The organism is Corynebacterium macginleyi, from assembly GCF_003688935.1.
Classification (GTDB): Bacteria; Actinomycetota; Actinomycetes; order Mycobacteriales; family Mycobacteriaceae; genus Corynebacterium; species Corynebacterium macginleyi.
On record NZ_REGE01000026.1, the window covers coordinates 1 to 18979 of the forward strand.

The 18979-nt window shown below is 57.5% G+C and carries 17 protein-coding genes and 1 pseudogene; 11 read left to right on the forward strand and 7 right to left on the reverse strand.

Annotated features, from left to right (window positions below):
• Positions 1 to 145: 145 nt before the first annotated feature.
• Positions 146 to 750, forward strand: a pseudogene (locus tag D9V82_RS12770) (IS3 family transposase); the annotation flags it as partial.
• Between the two features lie 689 nt (positions 751 to 1439).
• On the opposite strand, the gene D9V82_RS12310 reads toward D9V82_RS12770, so the two are convergent.
• From D9V82_RS12310 to D9V82_RS10940, 3 genes are all read right to left on the reverse strand, one after another.
• On the reverse strand, positions 1440 to 1610 hold the full coding sequence (locus tag D9V82_RS12310) for a hypothetical protein (RefSeq protein ID WP_167449805.1): 171 nt from the start codon (positions 1608 to 1610) through the stop codon (positions 1440 to 1442).
• Between the two features lie 406 nt (positions 1611 to 2016).
• On the reverse strand, positions 2017 to 2445 hold the full coding sequence (locus tag D9V82_RS10935; RefSeq protein ID WP_167449806.1) for an IS3 family transposase: 429 nt from the start codon (positions 2443 to 2445) through the stop codon (positions 2017 to 2019).
• Positions 2446 to 2578: 133 nt separating this feature from the next.
• Positions 2579 to 2803 (reverse strand): hypothetical protein, encoded by a 225-nt coding sequence (locus D9V82_RS10940; protein ID WP_121912397.1) that lies wholly within the window; start codon positions 2801 to 2803, stop codon positions 2579 to 2581.
• Between the two features lie 388 nt (positions 2804 to 3191).
• Between D9V82_RS10940 and D9V82_RS10945 the strand changes: the two genes are divergently transcribed.
• The 3 genes from D9V82_RS10945 to D9V82_RS10955 are packed head-to-tail and all read left to right on the forward strand — an operon-like array spanning position 3192 to position 5214.
• On the forward strand, positions 3192 to 3881 hold the full coding sequence (locus D9V82_RS10945) for an alpha-ketoglutarate-dependent dioxygenase AlkB family protein (protein WP_121912398.1): 690 nt from the start codon (positions 3192 to 3194) through the stop codon (positions 3879 to 3881).
• Between the two features lie 38 nt (positions 3882 to 3919).
• Positions 3920 to 4459, forward strand: coding sequence for an NADPH-dependent FMN reductase (locus D9V82_RS10950; protein ID WP_121912399.1), 540 nt, complete (start codon positions 3920 to 3922; stop codon positions 4457 to 4459).
• Positions 4460 to 4494: 35 nt separating this feature from the next.
• Entirely contained in the window at positions 4495 to 5214 is a 720-nt protein-coding gene (locus D9V82_RS10955; protein WP_121912400.1) for an SDR family oxidoreductase, read from the forward strand.
• 70 nt (positions 5215 to 5284) lie between these two features.
• On the opposite strand, the gene D9V82_RS10960 is transcribed toward D9V82_RS10955, so the two are convergent.
• Both D9V82_RS10960 and betT read right to left on the reverse strand, forming a co-directional pair.
• Positions 5285 to 6862: an aldehyde dehydrogenase family protein gene (locus D9V82_RS10960; RefSeq protein ID WP_121912401.1), complete on the reverse strand. Its 1578-nt coding sequence runs from the start codon at positions 6860 to 6862 to the stop codon at positions 5285 to 5287.
• Positions 6863 to 6907: 45 nt separating this feature from the next.
• Positions 6908 to 9100, reverse strand: coding sequence for a choline BCCT transporter BetT (betT, locus tag D9V82_RS10965; protein ID WP_121912402.1), 2193 nt, complete (start codon positions 9098 to 9100; stop codon positions 6908 to 6910).
• Between the two features lie 347 nt (positions 9101 to 9447).
• On the opposite strand from betT, the gene betA reads away from it, so the two are divergent.
• The 7 genes from betA to D9V82_RS11015 all read left to right on the forward strand — a co-directional run bounded on the left by betA (position 9448) and on the right by D9V82_RS11015 (position 17873).
• Positions 9448 to 11223 carry a choline dehydrogenase gene (gene betA / locus D9V82_RS10970; protein WP_121912403.1) on the forward strand — a complete coding sequence of 592 codons (1776 nt, stop codon included), beginning with the start codon at positions 9448 to 9450 and terminating at the stop codon, positions 11221 to 11223.
• 180 nt (positions 11224 to 11403) lie between these two features.
• Positions 11404 to 11640 (forward strand): hypothetical protein, encoded by a 237-nt coding sequence (locus tag D9V82_RS12775; RefSeq protein WP_234456413.1) that lies wholly within the window; start codon positions 11404 to 11406, stop codon positions 11638 to 11640.
• Positions 11641 to 12798: 1158 nt separating this feature from the next.
• On the forward strand, positions 12799 to 13113 hold the full coding sequence (locus D9V82_RS10985; protein WP_375232140.1) for a hypothetical protein: 315 nt from the start codon (positions 12799 to 12801) through the stop codon (positions 13111 to 13113).
• 82 nt (positions 13114 to 13195) lie between these two features.
• On the forward strand, positions 13196 to 13555 hold the full coding sequence (cmtR, locus tag D9V82_RS10990) for a Cd(II)/Pb(II)-sensing metalloregulatory transcriptional regulator CmtR (protein ID WP_121912405.1): 360 nt from the start codon (positions 13196 to 13198) through the stop codon (positions 13553 to 13555).
• Positions 13552 to 15444 (forward strand): heavy metal translocating P-type ATPase, encoded by a 1893-nt coding sequence (locus tag D9V82_RS10995; protein WP_121912406.1) that lies wholly within the window; start codon positions 13552 to 13554, stop codon positions 15442 to 15444. The genes cmtR and D9V82_RS10995 overlap by 4 nt, the downstream gene beginning before the upstream one ends.
• A gap of 1497 nt (positions 15445 to 16941) precedes the next feature.
• Complete coding sequence (locus D9V82_RS12315; RefSeq protein ID WP_167449807.1) at positions 16942 to 17154, forward strand: LysE family transporter; 213 nt, start codon at positions 16942 to 16944, stop codon at positions 17152 to 17154.
• 203 nt (positions 17155 to 17357) lie between these two features.
• Positions 17358 to 17873: a LysE family translocator gene (locus D9V82_RS11015; RefSeq protein WP_238995869.1), complete on the forward strand. Its 516-nt coding sequence runs from the start codon at positions 17358 to 17360 to the stop codon at positions 17871 to 17873.
• A 25-nt stretch (positions 17874 to 17898) separates the two neighbouring features.
• Here the strand turns inward: D9V82_RS11015 and D9V82_RS11020 are convergent, their stop codons facing one another.
• Together D9V82_RS11020 and D9V82_RS11025 are read right to left on the reverse strand one after the other, a co-directional pair.
• Entirely contained in the window at positions 17899 to 18360 is a 462-nt protein-coding gene (locus D9V82_RS11020; protein WP_121912408.1) for a GCN5 family acetyltransferase, read from the reverse strand.
• Positions 18361 to 18421: 61 nt separating this feature from the next.
• Positions 18422 to 18733 carry a hypothetical protein gene (locus tag D9V82_RS11025; RefSeq protein ID WP_234457478.1) on the reverse strand — a complete coding sequence of 104 codons (312 nt, stop codon included), beginning with the start codon at positions 18731 to 18733 and terminating at the stop codon, positions 18422 to 18424.
• Positions 18734 to 18979: the final 246 nt, after the last annotated feature.

The following is an 18979-nucleotide window of genomic DNA, read 5'->3' on the forward strand; positions in this document are numbered from 1 at the left end:
CCGGCGTCGTCGCCACTCGTCCATCGGGATGGTAAGCCCCGTCGATTTCGAAGCCCAGCTCGCTGATCAAAATTGTAATAAGAAAGCCGCTGCTTAACCCCTAAGCAGCTTAACAACGTGTCCACGACTTGCGGGTAACCCCAGCTTTAGCAAACGGCGTCGATGCATTACTACCAGGCGTAAGCCTGGTCACCGCGTCATGTCAGATCTAGTAGGCCGCAAGTTCACAGCTAATGAGCCAAATCGTGTGTATGTCGGCGACATCACCTACCTGCCCTGTAAGGGTGGCAAAAACATGTATTTGGCCACAGTCATTGACACTTCATTCACGCAAACGTGCAGGATATGACATTCGCAGACCACATGCGTGTCTCACTGGTCATCGATGCTCTATCCCGCGCACATGGTGTGCGTGGCAGTCTTGACGGGGCCATTTTTCATTGACGATCACAGCAGTGTGTATACCTCGCAAGCGTTTAGGAGCTATTGCTCGTCGTTGGGTGTGCGCCAGTCCATGACAGCGGTAGGAACGAGTGCTGATAGAAGCCCTAGCAGAGTCATTTAACGCCGCCTTAAAGCGGGAAGTACTGCGAGAGCGGAAAGTTTTTGACGATCCGATGACCTGCCGGCAGGACGTCTTCCGGTGGTGCATGCGCTTATAACACGCGCCGGCGGCACTCCTGGTGCAACCTTGTAGCCCCTGATGTCTTTGAAACCGAGACTTCAGCTACGTGGACCAAAGCAGCATAGCTAGCCCCCGATGTGTCCACTTTCCGGGGGTCAGGCCCAAGCTTGTTCCGAGTTGATTAGCACAAGGGTACTAGACGATCCACTCTTGAATAAGAGTGCAAAATAGTTTGCGTCTGCCTGCGGATAGTGGCATCATCGAGCTTCACTATTGACCTCAATTATCGTATCTAAAGAACGATACAGAAAAACCAGCAAGTGTGGTCGCTATGATGAATTCAGGATAAATTCTCCATTCTATTACTTCCATAGAACCCACTCTGATAATGCCAAGTGCAAAAACTAGTGCGCTGGAGGCTGCGAGAGCCCATGCAAGTCGCCGAGCTGTTGAATTTCTTTTTTTCACACCTTAACCTTCCACTTGCTATGATGGTTTCCCTCGAAGGGATAGGTTTCTAGCATTTCGCGGACACAGCGGCTAAAAATCCGCTTGAACCAAGTCCCCACATTGCCAATGCGAGAGCCTTGCCGTGGAATCCAGCTTTGGAAACGACCTTTGTCGCGTAGGTCCATCCTCCTGAATGAACCAGATCGACTGCCCACACTAGCATGGTGCAGGCGAACCCAGAGACTCCTCCGCTTCGCACGGAGACTCCGCCTTATTTCGCCTCGGGTGGGAAAACCTGGATTACGTGAGCTTCCCCTGTCTCGTCAATGAGTATCGATTGGCCAGTTTCGGCATTGAAAGAGCCTCAGATCTCTTTTCCGTCCTCATGGAAGATAACCTCTCCATTTTCTAGGTGAGTGACGGTTGTTTCTGGGTCTTCTTCCTCATGTATTGGAGAAGAATGAATTGAATCTGCAGAAGGGACTGGTTTTGCATTGGCGATTCCTGTTCCTGCAAAAGGAATCACTAATGCCAAGCTTAAGCGGCCCTTCCGTGGGGTTGCCCGCAAATCGTGGACACGTTGTGGAGCTACCTAGTGGTTAGGCAGCTATTTCTTCTTCGTTTCTGGTTTGGGTGGTGTGGTTCTCGAAGTCGACGGGGCTGACCATCCCGAGGGCTTTAGTGCCGGCGCCGACGGTTATAGACGACTTCAACCCAGTAGGCAACGGCCTTGCGGGCGGAATCACGGGTTGGCCAGCGCTTCCGGTCGTAGAACTTAAGTTTTCAGCGTCGACCAGAACGACTCAGCCATCGCATTATCGAAACACACCCCAGTACGCCCCACCGACTGAGCAACACCTAGGTTGCGGCACACTTCCCACAGCTTCTCGCTGGTGAATTGCGTCCCCCTATCGGCGTGAAACACCAGCCCGTCAGGAACATCACCGCGCAGTGTGTGCGCCATCCGCACCGGCCCGCTCAACCAGGTAAGTATCTTGAACGCTATCCATAGCCCAGCCCAGCACTCTGCGGGAATGGCGGTCGCGAACTGCGCATAAGTACAACCAACCCTCGCCGGTGCGCAGGTAGGTAATATCTGACATCCATACTCGATTGAGCTCGCCGGTATCAAACATGCGCTTGACCAGGTCAGGAAGACTTGACTTACGTTTAGATTGAATCGTTGTCACGGGCACAAAAGCACGCGGTGAAATCCCTTCAATTCCCATCACACGCATCCGCTTAGCCACAGTCTTGCGATTCACACTGATCTGGTAGCACTCGGCGAGTTCTGCGGTGATTCGCGGGGCACCATAGACCTCGTCGGAGTCTTTTTCAGATCTGATGAATCTTGCGATCAACATCATCATAAAAAGATGTCCGATCATCTTTTCCGGATAAGCGTTGCTGCTGCATATGGGCCCATGTGTAGTATCCAGACCGGGACACCTTCAACAAGCGTGCCATGCGTTTGATACTGAAATTCGCCTTGCTCTGGCCACATTAATTCGAACTTTTCTTCTCGCGTTGCTGTGCGGCGAAAAAGGCTGTCGCTTGTGACAAAAACTCATTATCCATCTTGGCTTCTGCCAGCTCACGACGCAGACGAGCATTCTCAGCACGAAGATCCGCCTCGCTTAGCCCATCGGAGGCTCCTCGGCGTTCGCGCTCATTTTTTACCCACCGGCCTAAAAGGCCTGGTGCGACACCAATCTCCTTGAGCTGCATGAGCAATCGGGCGATGCGATTCGATTACTAGGTTAGCCGCTTCACGCCGGTACTCCGGCGTGTACTTCTTGCGTTGTTGACTCATAATGAACATCCTCTCTTACGGACACACGATCCGCACAAATAGGGTGTCCACCAAACGAGGGTAACCTCAGATACGATAATTGAGGTCAATAGTTGAAGCATCGATGATGCCACTATCCGCAGGTAGACGCAAACTTTTTGCACTCTTATTCAAGAGTGGATCGTCTAGTACCCTTGCGCTAATCCACTCGGAACAAGCTTGGGCCTGACTGAAGTGCCCCGGGCTTACTCCTGCTTGGTATGCCATTGCTTCCCGCATTTCGTCGGCAGCGTAGCCTAACCGATTAGCGGTTAGGGTGGAGGAATGCTTTTTGATTCGCTGCCGCGGCCGAATGCGTATGTCGCGCCGGGCGTGGGGCACGTGCCGGGATGGGTGGGCATAAGCAAGCAAAAGGCCCTGGTAGAAGAGACGCGGGAGATTGCTCGCGCGTATGCGCATACACCGATGGCGATGGTGCAGCCGCGGCTGAGATCCGGCGGGCAGATGAGTGTATTTCAGCTGCATCTTGGCCGGTATTGGCATTATCCCAGCTACCGATATGTGGACAATATGGAAGGCACGGTGGTGCCGCCGGTGCCGGATAGCCTGCGGGAATTGGCCCCGGCGGCGCTGCGGCAGGCGGCGCAGGTCGCCCCGGAGCTAGAACCATGGGTGGAAACCTTCGTGCCAGAGATGGCACTGGTGAATTATTATCCGCCCGGCTCGGCTATGGGGATGCACGTGGATGATTCTGAGGAATCGTCAGCACCCGTGATTTCGCTTTCGATTGGGGATGAGGCCCTTTTCCGCATAGGCCATACCGAAAATCGCACTAAGCCCTGGAACGATGTGACTTTGTGCTCGGGTGATTTGGTGGTTTTTGGCGGGCCGAAGCGTTTTGCTTACCACGGGGTGGTGCGGGTAAACGATGGCACGCTGCCGAAGGGTTGCGGGCTGCAGGAAGGCAGAATCAATATCACCATCAGACAAGTTTCGGCGAGCGCGGTAGGCTAGGGCGCGTTACATAAAGGTTGAAGGAAAGAGGTTTTCTTATGTCCCGAATTGGCATCATTGTCGGCTCCACCCGCGATAAGGCGGCAGGCCAGGCAGTAGGCGAGTGGATCAATGACCTCGCCCAAGGCCGCGAGAACGGCGTGGAGTACCAGCTATTGGAGCTCAAGAAGTTCAATGTCCCCATCCTCACCAGCGAGGTTGTTCCGGCTGCGGCGAATAAGCAGTACGATGACGCCAATGTGCAGGAGTGGTCGAAGGCCGTCGATGCCTGCGATGGCTTCGTCTTCGTGACCCCGGAGTACAACCACTCGGTACCTGGCGCGTTCAAGAATGCCTACGACTCGCTCGGCGCGGAATGGGCCGGCAAGCCCGTGGCCTTCGTGGGCTATGGTTCCGTCGGCGGCGTGCGCGCAGTAGAGGCATGGCGCACTGTCGTTGCTAACTTCTCCATGCCACAGCTGCGCAACCAGCTGGACTTTAATATCTTCACCGATTGGAACGATGGCGAATTCCGCCCCAGCGATGACTCCCTTGAGCGCGCTAACTCCCTGCTTTCTGAGCTCGAGGATGCGCTTTAATTAAAAGCCCTGCACCGTGCCGCGCGCTGCGTAGCATGAGGTGTATGAGTGAAAAGAAAGTAGCAGTAGTAACCGGCGCCTCCTCTGGCATTGGGGAGGCCACCGCGCGCTCTTTGGCCAAGGACGGCTGGCACGTCGTCGTTGGCGCGCGCCGCACAGACCGCCTGCAGCAACTTGCTAATGAAATCGGTGGCGAGGCTTATGAGCTGGACGTTACCTCCGATGTCTCCGTCTCCAAGTTTGTCTCCCATCTCGAGCGCGTAGATCTTTTGGTCAATAACGCCGGCGGTGCCAAGGGCTTGGAGCCGCTTGTTGAAACCTCCATCGAGGACTGGCAGTGGATGTACGAGACCAACGTGCTTGGCACCGTGCGTATGATTCAGGCGCTTATGCCCAAGCTAGAGCGGGTGCCGGATCTCTCCGGGCTGATTATCAACGTCGGTTCCATTGCCGGCTGGACGGTGTACGAAGGCGGTTCCGGCTATAACACCGCTAAGCACGGCGTGCGCGTGATTTCCCGCGCGCTGCGGCTAGAAAATCACGATGTGCGCGTTACTGAGATTGATCCTGGCCGCGTGGCCACGGATTTTTCCTTGGTGCGCTTCAAGGGCGATGAAAAGCGCGCGGCCGCGGTCTACGATGGCCAGCTCAACCTCGTGGCAGAGGATATCGCCGAGGCCATCCGCTGGGTTGCTGCCCAACCTGCCCACGTCAACGTGGATACGATGACCATCAAGCCGCGCACGCAAAGCTAAGGCCCCGCGGGCCTCTGCAAAGAGCTGCGGCGGGGCGGGGCCTTAGGCTTTATGGTCTTGCTTGCGCCTTTTACTGCAGACCAAACTGATCCCATGCGGCAGGGTTCAGGTTCTGATACACGTGCTTGTGCTCTTGGTATTCGGCAAGGCCGGTGGGGCCTAGCTCGCGTCCGTTGCCGGATTGCTTGTAGCCGCCCCATTCCGCCTGCGGCAGGTAGGGGTGGAAATCATTGATCCAAATGGTGCCGTGGCGCAGGGCGCAGGCAACGCGCTCGGCGCGGCCGGCATCGGAGGTGTACACCGCGCCGGCAAGGCCATACTCGGTATCGTTGGCGATCTCGATGGCCTCTTCTTCGGTAGTGAAGGTTTCGATGGTCACGGTCGGGCCGAAGGCCTCGTCGTGGACGCAGTCCATTTCACGGGTAGCGCCATCAATAACCGTGGGCAGGTAGTACACGCCCTGGCCCAGATCCGTAGTGCCGGTGCCGTGCTGGCCATTGGTATCTTCGCTGGTGGCGGCGCGGCCACCGGTGAGGATCTGCGCGCCTTGTTCGCGGGCCTTGTCCACGTAGGCTGCCACCTTGTCGCGGTGCTCGGCCGAAATGAGCGGGCCGGTCTCCGCCTTGTCATCGGTAGGCCCACCGATCTTGATCTTCTTGGCTCGCTCCACCAGTGCGGCAACGAACTTATCGTGCAGGGATTCTTCCACCACGATGCGCGAGCCGGCCGAGCAGACTTGGCCAGAGTGGAAGAAGGCACCGTTGAGCGCGTTATCTACGGCGACGTCGAAGTTCGCATCGGCGAAGATAACGTTCGGGTTCTTGCCACCGAGCTCTAGCGCGGTGCGCTTGACGGTCTCGGCCGCGTTCTTGGCAATTAGCTTGCCGGTCCCGAGTCCGCCGGTGAAGGAAACCATGTCCACGTCGGGGTGCTGGGAGAGCGGATTGCCGCAGTGAGCGCCGGAGCCAGTGATGAGGTTGCCCACGCCGTCCGGTAGGCCGCATTCCTGCAGCGCTGCCATGAGCAGCATGGCGGTATGCGGGGTTAGCTCCGCTTGTTTGAGCACGAAAGTGTTGCCGGCGGCAAGTGCTGGGCCGACCTTCCAAGACACCTGCAGCAACGGGTAGTTCCAGGGGGTAATGAGGCCGCAAACGCCTACCGGTTCGGTATCGATGCGCGAGCGCAGGTTGGGATCTTGCGGGTCGACCACGCGGCCGGCTTGGTGCTGGGCCAAGGTGCCGAAGTACTCGAAAGCATTCGCAATATCGTCCATATCGCCCAGGGATTCCTCATACCGTTTCCCGGTATCGGCGGACTCGGCTTGGGCGAAAAGTTCCTTGTGTTCCCGGATGAACTCTGCCAGGCGGATGACGATCTTGCCGCGCTCGGCGGAGGGAGTTTTAGCCCACTCGCCCTTATCGAATGTTTCACGTGCAACCTGAATGGCACGCAGGGTATCAGCTTCGGAAGCCTCGGAAACGACGCCGACGGTAGAGCCATCGGCAGGACAGATAATTGTGCGGGTGTCGCCATCCTGGGCGGCCTCCCACTGGCCGTTGATAAAGAGCGACTTTGGGGTCTTTCCAGAGTGTACGCCCTGGAGCAGTTCGGTGGTCGTGGGATCAAACAAAGTGTTCTGAGTACTCATAGTGTAAGCGACCTTTCTCTTATTGAGGCGGTATCGTCTGCCAGTTTAACTATCTTCGCGCCACGTGCGTTCCGGCTCGGCATCATCGGAGACATCGGAATCGCCCGGCTCGTTTTGCTGCATGTAGAGGAATGCCAGGTGGCGCTCGTACAGGTCTAGTACGTTGTTGATGATCTGGTTTTCGGAGTAGCCGTAAACGTCATAACCCAGCGAACCGGTCATGTCATAGACCTCAAGGCGATAGTACTCGCCGTCGCCCTCGCTGAAGTCCGGGCGCTGCGCCGAAACTGGGAAGAGCTGGTAGCGGAATTTTCGCTCATTGTGCAGCCGAACCTCGAGGTCAAGCTGGGGTAGCTCGGCATCGGGAAGCTCACTGGTGAGCAAAATGGCGTCGTAGCCGCGGGTACGCATTTGGGTAGCCACCTGCTCGAGAGCGTAGGTGGCGGTTGTCCGCAGGTAGTCATCCATGTCGTGCTTGGTGGGGAAGCAGTTGGCGCGGTCCAAGCGGTTCTTCCACAGGTTGGAATCGCTTGGTACGCGCTCGGTGCGGCTGCTGATAGCACCGTGCAACGCGGTTTTTCGGGCCTCGCGTTGGACGATCTCCAGGCGTAGCGACTTCCACAGTGAGAACATGATGAGGTAGACCACGAACGCGAAGGGTAGACCCATGACCACGGTCGCAGACTGCACGGTGGCAATGCCATCGAGCTGCAGCAGTGCCAAAGTGAGCGCGCCGACGGTAATAGACCAGAAAATGCGCAGCCACCGGGCACCGTCCTGCCGGTTATCCGTAATGCGGGAGGTGAAGTTGGACATGACCAGCGCACCGGAATCCGCCGAAGTGATATATAGCAGCAGCCCGATGAAAGTGGTTAGGAAGATAACGATCGCGGAGCCGGGGAATTCCTGGAGCATGTCATAGAACCCCTGCTCGGGAACATTAATGGCGTTTTCCGCAAATTCGGGATAGTCACCGGAGCGCACCATGTCCAAGGCGGTATTGCCAAAAAAGGACATCCACATCAGGATGAACAGGAAGGGGAAGGTCAGCGTGCCCAGGATGAACTGGCGCAGCGTGCGGCCGCGAGAAATGCGGGCCAGAAACAGGCCGACGAAGGTCGCCCAGGCGATCCACCAAGCCCAGAAGAAAAGGGTCCAGGATTGCATCCAGGTATCCACGCTGGCTTGGTCCTCAGCAAAAGCGAAGGTCTCTAGCGTCCAGGAGGGAAACTTGGAGGCATAGTCACCGATATTGGTAACAATAGCGTCGAAGAGGTAGGCGGTTTTGCCAAATACCACGACATAGACCATCAGCGCGATGGCTAGGTACACGTTGAGCTCGGAGAGTAAGCGAATACCTTTATCCACCCCGGATACGGCCGATAACGTGGCAATACCCACCGCGACAATAATGAGCGCCGATTGCAGCCCCAGCCCTTGCTCGATGCCAAAGATGAGGTGGAAGCCATAGGATAGCTGCACCACGCCGATGCCCAGGGATGCGGTGACACCAAAGATGGTGCCCAGCATGGCGGCAATGTCCACGGCCGAACCAATGGGCCCATGCACGCGCTTGCCGATGAGCGGGTACAGCGCCGAGCGAATAGCCAACGGCATATGCAGGCGGTAGGCGAAGTAACCAAAGGCCATGCCCATTAACGCATAGAGTGCCCAGCCGGTAAGCCCGTAGTGGAACATGGCGTAGACTACGGCCTCTTTGGCAGCCTCCATGGTTTCGCCCTGGCCCACCGGCGGATCGATGTACATCGTGACCGGCTCGGCCACGGCAAAGAACATCAGGTCCACGCCGATGCCGGCGGCAAAGAGCATGGATACCCACGAAAAAGTATTGAATTTGGGCCGCGAGTGGTCCGGTCCCATACGGATGTTACCGGTATTGGAAAACGCGATGTAGAGGACAAAGACCACGGCGATGGTGGCGGTCAGGACGTAGAACCATCCCAAGTTCGTGCCGATCCATCCGGTGACGCTAGCGAGTGTATTCGCCGCGGATTCCTGCCCGAAGCCCGCATACAGGGCCATGGCGATAATCAGGACGCCGGAAATGATGAGGACCGGCCAGTTGGGCTTGGGTGCGGCCACCTCATCAGCACCGACATCATTGCCGGTTTCCGCCTTGTAGCTGCCGACGATGGCGCGTACTTGGTTGCGTGGTTTAGAGTCCTTGTTTCTAGTCGTGCGGGACTCCTCATGGTTATGCGGACCAAGCTTAGCCATTTACTTCTCCTAGTCTTGATCGATTAAGTGCCGAATCTTTCGCAAAAGTGCGCCCGCAGCCCCTGAAAAGGAAAAGTGAGAGATAGGTTGGTGGCATAAATCATATGCGGGCAATCTATGCGGAAAGACACCGGATTTCATCTCCATAGATGCATACCCTAACACCGTAAATATACATTAATCTGGGAAAACGTCTACCAGATGTGTATCCTGGGGTCGCTATTGTGCATAACTGAAAGCGGAAAATTCAGATTTTTGCGCACGCTACAATGGGTTTACCCGAAATAGATCTGCTCGAAATACGGCGAGAACTATGTGTGATACGACTCACAGAAGGAAGGGGATTTATGAGCATTCTGGATAAATTTACTAAGAAGCGCTCGACAAAGAAGGCTACGGATGAAGTAAGCGATGTGGTCGTCGTTGGCGGTGGCTCTGCCGGCTCGGTCATCGCGGCTCGCTTGACCGAAGATAAAGACACCCGCGTGCTCGTTCTTGAGGCCGGCCGCCCGGATTCCCTATGGGACCTATTCATCCACATGCCGTCTGGCTTCTCTTTTCCTATCGGGGCAAAGAACTATGACTGGATGTATGAATCCGATCCGGAACCGGAAATGAATGGTCGCCGCATCTATCATGCCCGCGGCAAGGTGCTTGGCGGTTCCTCTTCCATCAACGGCATGATCTATCAGCGCGGCAACCCCATGGACTATGAAAAGTGGGGCCAGAACCCGGGCATGGATAAGTGGGATTTTGCTCACTGCTTGCCGTATTTCAACCGCATGGAAACCGCCGCTGCTGCGGATGACGATGATCCGCGCCGTGGCCACGATGGCCCGCTCTACTTGTCCCGTGGACCAGCAACCTCCCAGCTTTTCCAGGCACTATTCAAGTCGGTACAAGAAGCAGGCTATAACCTGACCAATGACGTCAACGGTTACCGCCAGGAAGGTTTTGCCCCTTTCGACCGAAATATTAAGCACGGCAAGCGGTGGTCTGCTGCCCGTGCCTACCTGTATCCCAACCAAGACCGCGACAACCTCGAGGTACGTACTCGCGCCTTTACTACCAGGATCCTCTTTGAAGGCACCAAGGCAGTGGGCGTGGAATACGAGTGGCAGGGTGGAACTCACCGCGTCTACGCTGACAAGATCGTCTTGTCCGCCGGAGCCATCAATACCCCGCAGCTGCTAGAGGTCTCTGGCGTGGGCGACCGCGAGATTTTGGAAAAGCACGGCATCGATGTGGTCAAGCACCTGCCGGGCGTGGGCGAAAACCTGCAGGATCACCTTGAGGTCTACATCCAGTACGAAACCACCAAGTCCACCGCTTCCTCCCAGCCCTACCTGAATAAGTGGCGTTGGCCGTTCATGGGTTTGCAGTGGCTGTTGACGAAGAAGGGCCCAGTGGCCACCTCGCACTTTGAGGGCGGTGGTTTTGTGCGCTCCAACGACGATGAAGCCTACCCCAATTTGATGTTCCACTTCTTGCCCATGGCGGTGCGTTATGACGGCCAAAAGGCTGACGTTAAGCACGGCTTCCAGTGGCACGTTGGCCCGATGTTCTCCGATACTAAAGGGCACGTGCACATCAAGAGCCCCGATATCCGGCAAAAGCCATCCATCCTCTTTAATTACCTGCGCACCGAGCAGGACCGCCGCGAATGGGTGGAAGCTGTCCGCGTCGCCCGCTCCTTGCTCAATACCCAGGCAATGGAGGAAGTAGGCGCCCGCGAGTTCAGCCCTGGCCCAGAGGTCCAGAGCGATGAGGAAATTCTGGAGTGGGTGCGCAATGATGGTGAGACCGCATTGCACCCATCTTGTACCGCCAAGATGGGCGATGAATCCGATCCCATGGCCGTGGTGAACCCAGAGACCATGGGCGTATGGGGAATTGATGGCTTGTACATTGCTGATGCTTCTGTGTTCCCCTCGGTGCCGAACGGTAATATCTACTCCCCGACGATGATGGTGGGCGAAAAAGCGGCGGACCTTATCGCCGGCCGTAAGCCACTCGAGCCTAATTACGCCCCGTGGTACAAAGCTCACGAGGGTATGCCACTCTACGCTGAGGGCGAAGCAGTCCGCGATCACAAGCACTCCATCCAGGGCGCTGACCATTAAGCAGCCTCCCGCTGGATTGCTCTAGCGCCGCGTTTCCCATTCTTGGGGCGCGGCGCTTGTGCTTGCCGACGTCCCCTTTTCCACCGTTCTTTCCTACACGCTGGGCAAGAGCCATGGCTTAATTTCCTGGCAAGGAATCAGCCCCAAAGGGAATGAAGCGCTAGGGAAAGGAGGGCAGCGATGCTCAGCATTCTCGCTTTAGTCATTAGTATCGTGTTTGCCGTAAACGTTCTCAAAAAGCTCGATGACATGGATGTGCACTTAAAGGAGCTGCTCGCCTCGCGCGAAGATGACGAAACACCGCCGACTTCAAGGAAGGATCACTCCCGGATACCAGCGAAAAGAGATAGTCATTTGGCTATTGGAAAGCTTCGCTACGTGTGGTTTGACCCGTACGCAATGTCCGTGAGTGTCTAGCTTTTGATAGACAACCTGGTGTCAGTGTCTCTGGCCGCAGCCAAATCAGGCTTTGGAACGCACGAGCGTCACAGTGCGCGCTGCTCCGGGTCTATCCGCAATCGCTCGGACGCTAGTGAAATCTGAGATGCTAAGCTCCTTGGTCGGCACATTTGGCGCGAGCTTGTGCAAAGCTCGAAGGATCTCTAAGGAAACAGCGGGCAAACGATTGGTTCCCTCCGCTTTCTCTGCGACGAACCTTGCATAGTCGAGTAGCAAAGGCTGCACCAAAGAGAGTTTTCCGTCTGCTGCCAGTGACTCAAGGAATGTGGCTTGCGCACCGATCCTGATACCCGAAAGTGCCCACCTGCTGCTGCGTGCGCGCGGTATGCCGGGAATCAGGAGGCCCCTTCTCCAAGCTGCGTCAAGTGCATTCCAGCAGTTTTCCAGGTTGTCTGGATGCGCAAGCACTGGCTCAGCCAATAGTTCCATAGCCCGTACTGGACCAAGTGGTTTCGCCGTGAATCCAATAGCCATAATCTTTCGGATGGCCATTGCGGAACCCACCACTTACTCTCACGAGGCTTAGGCTCGAAATCGAACGTTCCTGGACGCAAGTCATGAACTTCCTTTGGATCCTCCACATTTGTGAATACGTGCACCGGCCAGTTAGTCACGAGCTGCTTATCTCTTTCTAGAGAACAAGGCGATGCCCATTCGCAAAGCTTCTCTATCCGTTCATCACCCAATTCCTCCGCCAAAAGAACGAAATGTTCTACATCATCGGTGCTTGCATTGGCAGAGGCAACTGGTACTGCAGTGTAAAGCAATTTGCGGAGCAGCTCGGGGGTGTCATTCCTAAGTCGACGGACTGCCGCATTGAGATCATATAAATCGAGCGCTATTCCAGCCTCATTGAACTCGTCGATTCTTACTTCAATAATCGAATAAGATACAGTGCCGTCGACGCGATCAGGCGTTGATAAGAGCCTAGAGACCCTACCTGCTCTCTGGAAAACCATTCCCTGTGGCGTTCTACGAAGTTCTATATCTTCGCCACGAGAAAACTGGTATGTGTCCTCGAGCCCGTAATCCCCGATAGGTTCACTGGCACCTACCAGCGCAAGGCGCGCCTCCTCATTATTGTGTGAAAATAGTTCGAGGGTTTCTGTATAAAGCTTGTCAAAGAGTAGACCGTCATCTAGATTCCGCCGTACTATCTTTGCCGCGAGCTGTGTTGGGCGTTCTGGCGGGTTCGGCCTGCTGGCCTCCGACTTCGACCAGGTAGGTGCGCTACCTGATGTCGGCTCCACCACTTCCGGCCGCACCTACGCCGCCGTCATGTCCGCCGACACCCTGTTCATCACCATCCCCACAGGGGTGGGTGTGGGCATCAACGTGAAAGTTCTGGAGAACTTCGCCACCCACGTCGCCCTCGCGTTGGGTTGGCAGCCGAATCGCGAAGGGTCAGTCATCGGCTATCCCATCGGCTAATTCTTGCAGGTCGCAGGTCCTTCGCGCGACTGTTAGTTCAGCCCATTTTAAATAGTTCATCGCATACTGTATAGTTCAGCATATGCTGACTATTGCTTCACGCCTCGACGTCATGAACCGGCTCGGCCGGGCCATGGCAGATCCGACGCGCTCCCGAATCCTGATAACCCTACTAGACGGTCCGAGCTACCCGGCGGTGCTCTCGCAAAGCTTGGATCTGACCCGCTCGAACGTCTCGAACCACCTGTCCTGCCTGCGCGATTGTGGCATTGTCGTCGCTGAGCCGGAGGGCCGCAAGACCCGCTACGAAATCGCCGACCCGCACCTCGCGGCAGCGCTCGAAGCGCTGCTCCACGCGACGCTGGCCGTCGACGAGAATGCCCCCTGCATCGACACTGAGTGCTTGGTGCCCGGCTGTGGCGAGAAAGGAGCGGACGCATGAGTGCAGCATGTGGATGCGAACACGAACCCGCCACGGAGATCGACGAGCTCGATCGCCCATGGTGGAAGGACCCTGAGCTACTGCTACCGATCTTCTCCGGCGTGGCCCTCGTAACAGGACTGGCGCTGGAGTGGTCCGACTTGGAGACGCCCGCGACGGTACTGTATTGGGTTGGCCTGCTGTTGGGCGCTTACACGTTCGCGCCTGGAGCGATCCGGAACCTTGTTACGAAGCGCAAGCTAGGCATTGGCTTACTAATGACGATCAGCGCGGTCGGCGCGGTGATCCTCGGCTTCGTCGGAGAGGCCGCGGCGCTAGTGTTCCTGTACTCGATCGCCGAGGCACTGGAAGACAAGGCGATGGAACGGGCCCAAGGCGGACTCCGGGCACTGTTGAAGCTGGTACCGCAGACCGCGACGGTGCTGCGCGACGGCACAGCGGCCGAGGTCGCAGCGAAGGACCTTGAGGTTGGCGAGCTAATGCAAGTGCGCCCCGGGGAGCGGATCGCCACGGACGGCATCGTTCGGTCCGGGCGCTCCAGCCTTGACACCTCAGCGATCACCGGAGAATCCATTCCGGAGGAGGTTGCGCCCGGCGACGAAGTGCCCGCGGGAGCGATTAACTCCGCCGGTGTGCTGGAGGTCGAGACGACCGCAGCTGGAACGGACAACTCGCTGACCACACTCGTGGACCTGGTCGAGCAAGCGCAGGCGGAAAAGGGCGACCGCGCCCGGATCGCCGACCGGATTGCCCAACCCCTAGTACCCGGGGTGATGATCCTGGCGGTGCTGGTCGGCGTGATCGGCTCGCTGCTGGGTGACCCCGGCACGTGGATCACCCGTGCGCTGGTAGTCCTGGTCGCAGCGTCGCCGTGCGCGCTGGCAATCTCCGTGCCGTTGACGGTCGTGGCCGCGATCGGTGCGGCCAGCCAGTTCGGAGTGGTCATCAAGTCCGGCGCGGCATTCGAGCGACTTGGCGGCATCCGTCACCTGGCAGTGGACAAAACCGGAACCCTTACCCGCAACCAGCCTGAGGTTACCGGAGTGGTCCCGGCAGACGGATTCGATCGGACGCAGGTGCTTTCCTTAGCGGCGGCAGTTGAGCGGCAATCGACGCACCCCCTCGCCGCGGCGATCGCGGCAGCGGGGCCCGAAGCGCCCACCGCCTCGGACATCAGCGAGGAGGCTGGGCATGGCATCGGCGGCACCGTCGAAGGCCGACGGGTGCTGGTGGGCAGCCCTCGATGGATCGAAGCCGGACCACTGAAAGCGGACGTTGAGCGCATGGAGTCCGAGGGCCAGACCTGCGTCCTTGTCACCGTCGATGACGCTCTCGCCGGGGCGATTGGGGTCCGCGACGAGTTGCGCCCCGAGGTGCCCGAGGCCGTGCAGGCCCTGCACGCCAACGACGTGGAAGTAAGCATGCTCACCGGCGACAACACTCGCACCGCCCGGGCGCTGGCTGGAATCGCCGGAATCGATGACGTGCGCGCCGAACTGCGCCCGGAGGACAAGGCAAGCATCGTCGCCGAATTCTCCTCCAAGACGTCGACGGCGATGATCGGCGACGGCATCAACGACGCGCCGGCACTGGCGGGCGCGACGGTGGGCATAGCGATGGGAGCGACCGGCTCTGACGCCGCGATCGAGTCCGCTGACGTCGCCTTCACCGGCCACGACCTCCGGCTAATCCCGAAGGCGCTGCAGCACGCCCGCCGAGGCAGCAGGATCATCAACCAGAACATCGTGCTGTCTCTGTCCATCATCATCGTGTTGATGCCACTGGCGATCAGCGGCGTGCTGGGCCTGGCTGCCGTCGTGTTGGTTCACGAGGTCGCCGAAGTGATCGTGATCTTGAACGGCCTGCGGGCTGCGCAAGCAAAACGCTGAGGCTGTGACCGGCAAGTCTCATAAGTGTTAAACCACACACTGATCGGACACACCTTGGGCCAGGCACGTCATTCGAGTTCACGGTCCGCCTCCGTGGAATCGAGACCGTACTCGGCGACCTGGCCCTTCTCGGTACGTGCGGGCACGGGGGCTGTGGGCGAGCCACCACCCGTCACGTGCCTCAGCCGGTCAAGGGCCCTGAGCGCTCCCCGTCTCCAGCGCAGATCGTGCAAGGATCGAACTTGCTCAGGGACCGAGTGTCACTGCGAAACTCTTTTCGTCCCGCAACTTGAATAGTTCAGCGGTCTTGATACCGCGGACATCCATTCGGAGTGCTGCCGAGTCTCATCGACACAGCCCGCGATTACCTGGGCAGTGTGTTTGACAAAGGACCCCATCCCATCAGCGTTGCCGAGCTTTCGCCGGTCTAGTTGCCGGAACCGACTAGATGCAGATTCTTCACCACGGTTTCGAGTTCGCCCCACCGACCACCGCGACCTTAGCGACCCGGAATGGTTAGGGACCGGGGTAGGTCGATGAGTGCCACTAGCGTCAGCGGAAGGTGCCAGGATAGTAGGGCAGGTGCCTGTGGTCGCGACAACGTGTTCCGCCGTGAATTGACCGGCGGTCGAATCTCGGTCGAACATCCCTCCCTTGTGGAACACACTGCGAACGTGCACTGAGCGCCTAACCGGGAGGTCGTACCGTCGTTCGTAGCTTTCCAAATAGTCGATGACATGGCGTGCAGACGGGCACCCCGGGGTACTGCGGCATAGGTCGGCCGGGCAGATTTGAAAACCCCGCGCCCGAAAAGAGCATCAGCTAAGGTCACGTGTACAACCACGCCCCGCCGGGGCCTCCTGGTTATCCAAAACGATAAAATCTAGCTTGAGACGCCGAAGGTAGTACGCCGTAGCTAGGCCGAACTGGCCACCAACGACGACGATCGCCATGTGATGCTCAGCCAATCGATCATCCCTCCATAGTCTCCCGGAAGCGCCGCTCAGTGTCGCTTCTCCCCTCATCGGGCAAATGCCCTTTACGTTGTTAGCAGTTCCGCTTAAGGGAGCCCAGAATTCGTAACTCTGCCCCTGTGCAGGGGCAGGTTATGTTTGTCTGCGTTCCTTTTTGCTTTTCTTTTTCAGGAGCTCTGGAACTAGTCGCTGGCTTCGGTATGGCTTATTTTCGTCCCTGCCTGACAATGATCCGGGGGTGATGCCGCCGAAGGCAGTGACATACTCCAAACTGCTAATAGGAACCTGACCCACATCAAGTGTGTGAGGTCTCAAAGTAATGTGGATGCCAGCGTGAAGTATGTCCGACCACCAGCGATGAAAGAAGTCTCATACTCATTCAACGGGCGTGTCTTCGATTCGTTCCGGTTTTGCGTCCCGCCGTGTACTTACTGTGGTGGTGGGCACCGAGGATTACACGGAACAGGCCATCGCGGCCGGCAGCATCGCTGACATGACCGGGTGACGCGCGTATTAGCTCGGCGTGGTCACGAACCTATCCAATCCTAAGGCGCTCGTCTTCTTTGGTCCGGTTTTCGCGCAGTTTATTCGCCCCGATATGTCGACCACCTGGACCATTGCGGTGGCGGTTATTCTCGTGGCGATGTCCGTGACGTGGTTTTCTTCCCTTGCCCTCATTGTGCGTACGGCATCGCGCTGGATCGCGCACCATTCCGGGGCCATTGACAGTGTTTAGGGACTCATCTTTGCGGTGCCGGGCCTCGTGATGACTGTCGAGAGTGTACTTGAGCTCCTCGGCTAGCGGGGCCAGAGGGTTTCCTAGTAAAAGATAGATTGAGAAGCTACCTAAATCACATAACTTACCTGTTTCGCTGCAGTTGAGAGGCTTCTTATAGTGGCATGCGTTAATCTAATCGCATGCGAGTATGGAGGTGTTAGGTGGCTATTAGCGCCCTGGTGACCTTAATGGGCGTGTGGTTCGCGGCGATGGCCTCGCCGGGTCCGGACGTAGTGCAGATCATTCGCTTAGGTGCGCGCTCTACGCGCGCAGCGGTATGGGCGGCACTTGGTAGCACCACCGGCCTTACCATCTGGACCGTGGCCTCTTTGGCGGGGCTTTCCGCATTGATTTCTGCGCATCCTGGGATCCTCGTGGCGCTGCAAGTCCTTGGTGGCTGTTACCTATTGTGGATGGCCTATAGCGCCATTACCGGCGGAATCAAGGAGCGCCGCGCGCCGGCGACTGTGGTGGGAACCGAAACCCGTGCCCCACAGCCGCGCGGCTTTACGCCGGACGGCATTATCAAGGCGGCCACCGCCTACCGCATGGGTTTTATTTGCGATCTCTCGAACCCCAAGGTGGTCATCTTCTTCGGCGCTATCTTTGCCAATTTCATCGAAACTTTCATGCCACGCTGGATACAAAAGCGCGCGAACTACGATTTGGCCGCCTGACTGGTTCACTTCCGGCGGTTGAAGATCACTTGCCAATCTTCTGGGAAACGAACAGCTTACGGTAATGGGGATCCCCATCTTTACGTGGGTAATAGTGCCAACCGATTCCTGCCCAGAACTCGTCAGCGCCTTCGGAGCAAGCGATCAAAGGGTAGCCTGCGTAATGGCTGGTCAAATGCCTTGCAAACTCACCCCCGTAGTGCTGTTGGCGAAGATCATGGCGGATTTCGAAGAACCAGATTTCTTTGGTTGGCACCGTCGAGTCAACTTCGATGTAGCTATCGGAGAGCGGCCAATCTGTCACCTCAGCGCGCCCGACTTCCACACCATCGGCAAGAAACTGGATGTACTCCTTGCCGCCCAGGGCGTCGTCGCCGACTCGTCCAGCCATGTGGTGCCACCAGCGGTCATCGAATCCCTCGACCACCTGGAACGGCGTCACGTAGTCCTCAACTTGCTGAAGAACTCTCAGTTGTAAGCGATCCACCACTCCAAGACTACGCAAGCGCCCACCAGGTTCTGGCGGGCGCTTAGATGTGGATACTGAGTTACTGTTTGATGGCGACTACTTGGGTGCTGCCGTCGCGGAATTGAAAGGTGACATTGCCGTCGACGTCGACGACGCCTTTATCGAGCAAAGCTACGCAGAGGTATGGGCGGAAGGCCAACTGTTCAAGAACAAGGTTGGCGGTCTCCTGCCTGTAGTAGTGGTAGGCGGCCAGTCGGTTGTTCTTGTTCTGGATCTCGGCGACCACGGCAGCGTGCTCAGCTAACAGCGCCTGGTGCTGTTCGTGGCTAGCGTTGAACGCCTTTTCGTAGGTTTGCTGGTCTTGATCGACTCGTGCGTTGTGGGCGATCATCGATTAGAGCTTCTTGGCCACCTCGTTGATCTGAGCGAGAAGCCCGGCGGCCTCAACCTCCTGGGGTTACCCGCAAGTCGTGGACACGTTGTTAAGCTGCTTAGGGGTTAAGCAGCGGCTTTCTTATTACAATTTTGATCAGCGAGCTGGGCTTCGAAATCGACGGGGCTTACCATCCCGATGGACGAGTGGCGACGACGCCGGTTGTAGACAATCTCAATCCAGCGAGCCACCGCCTTCCGGGCT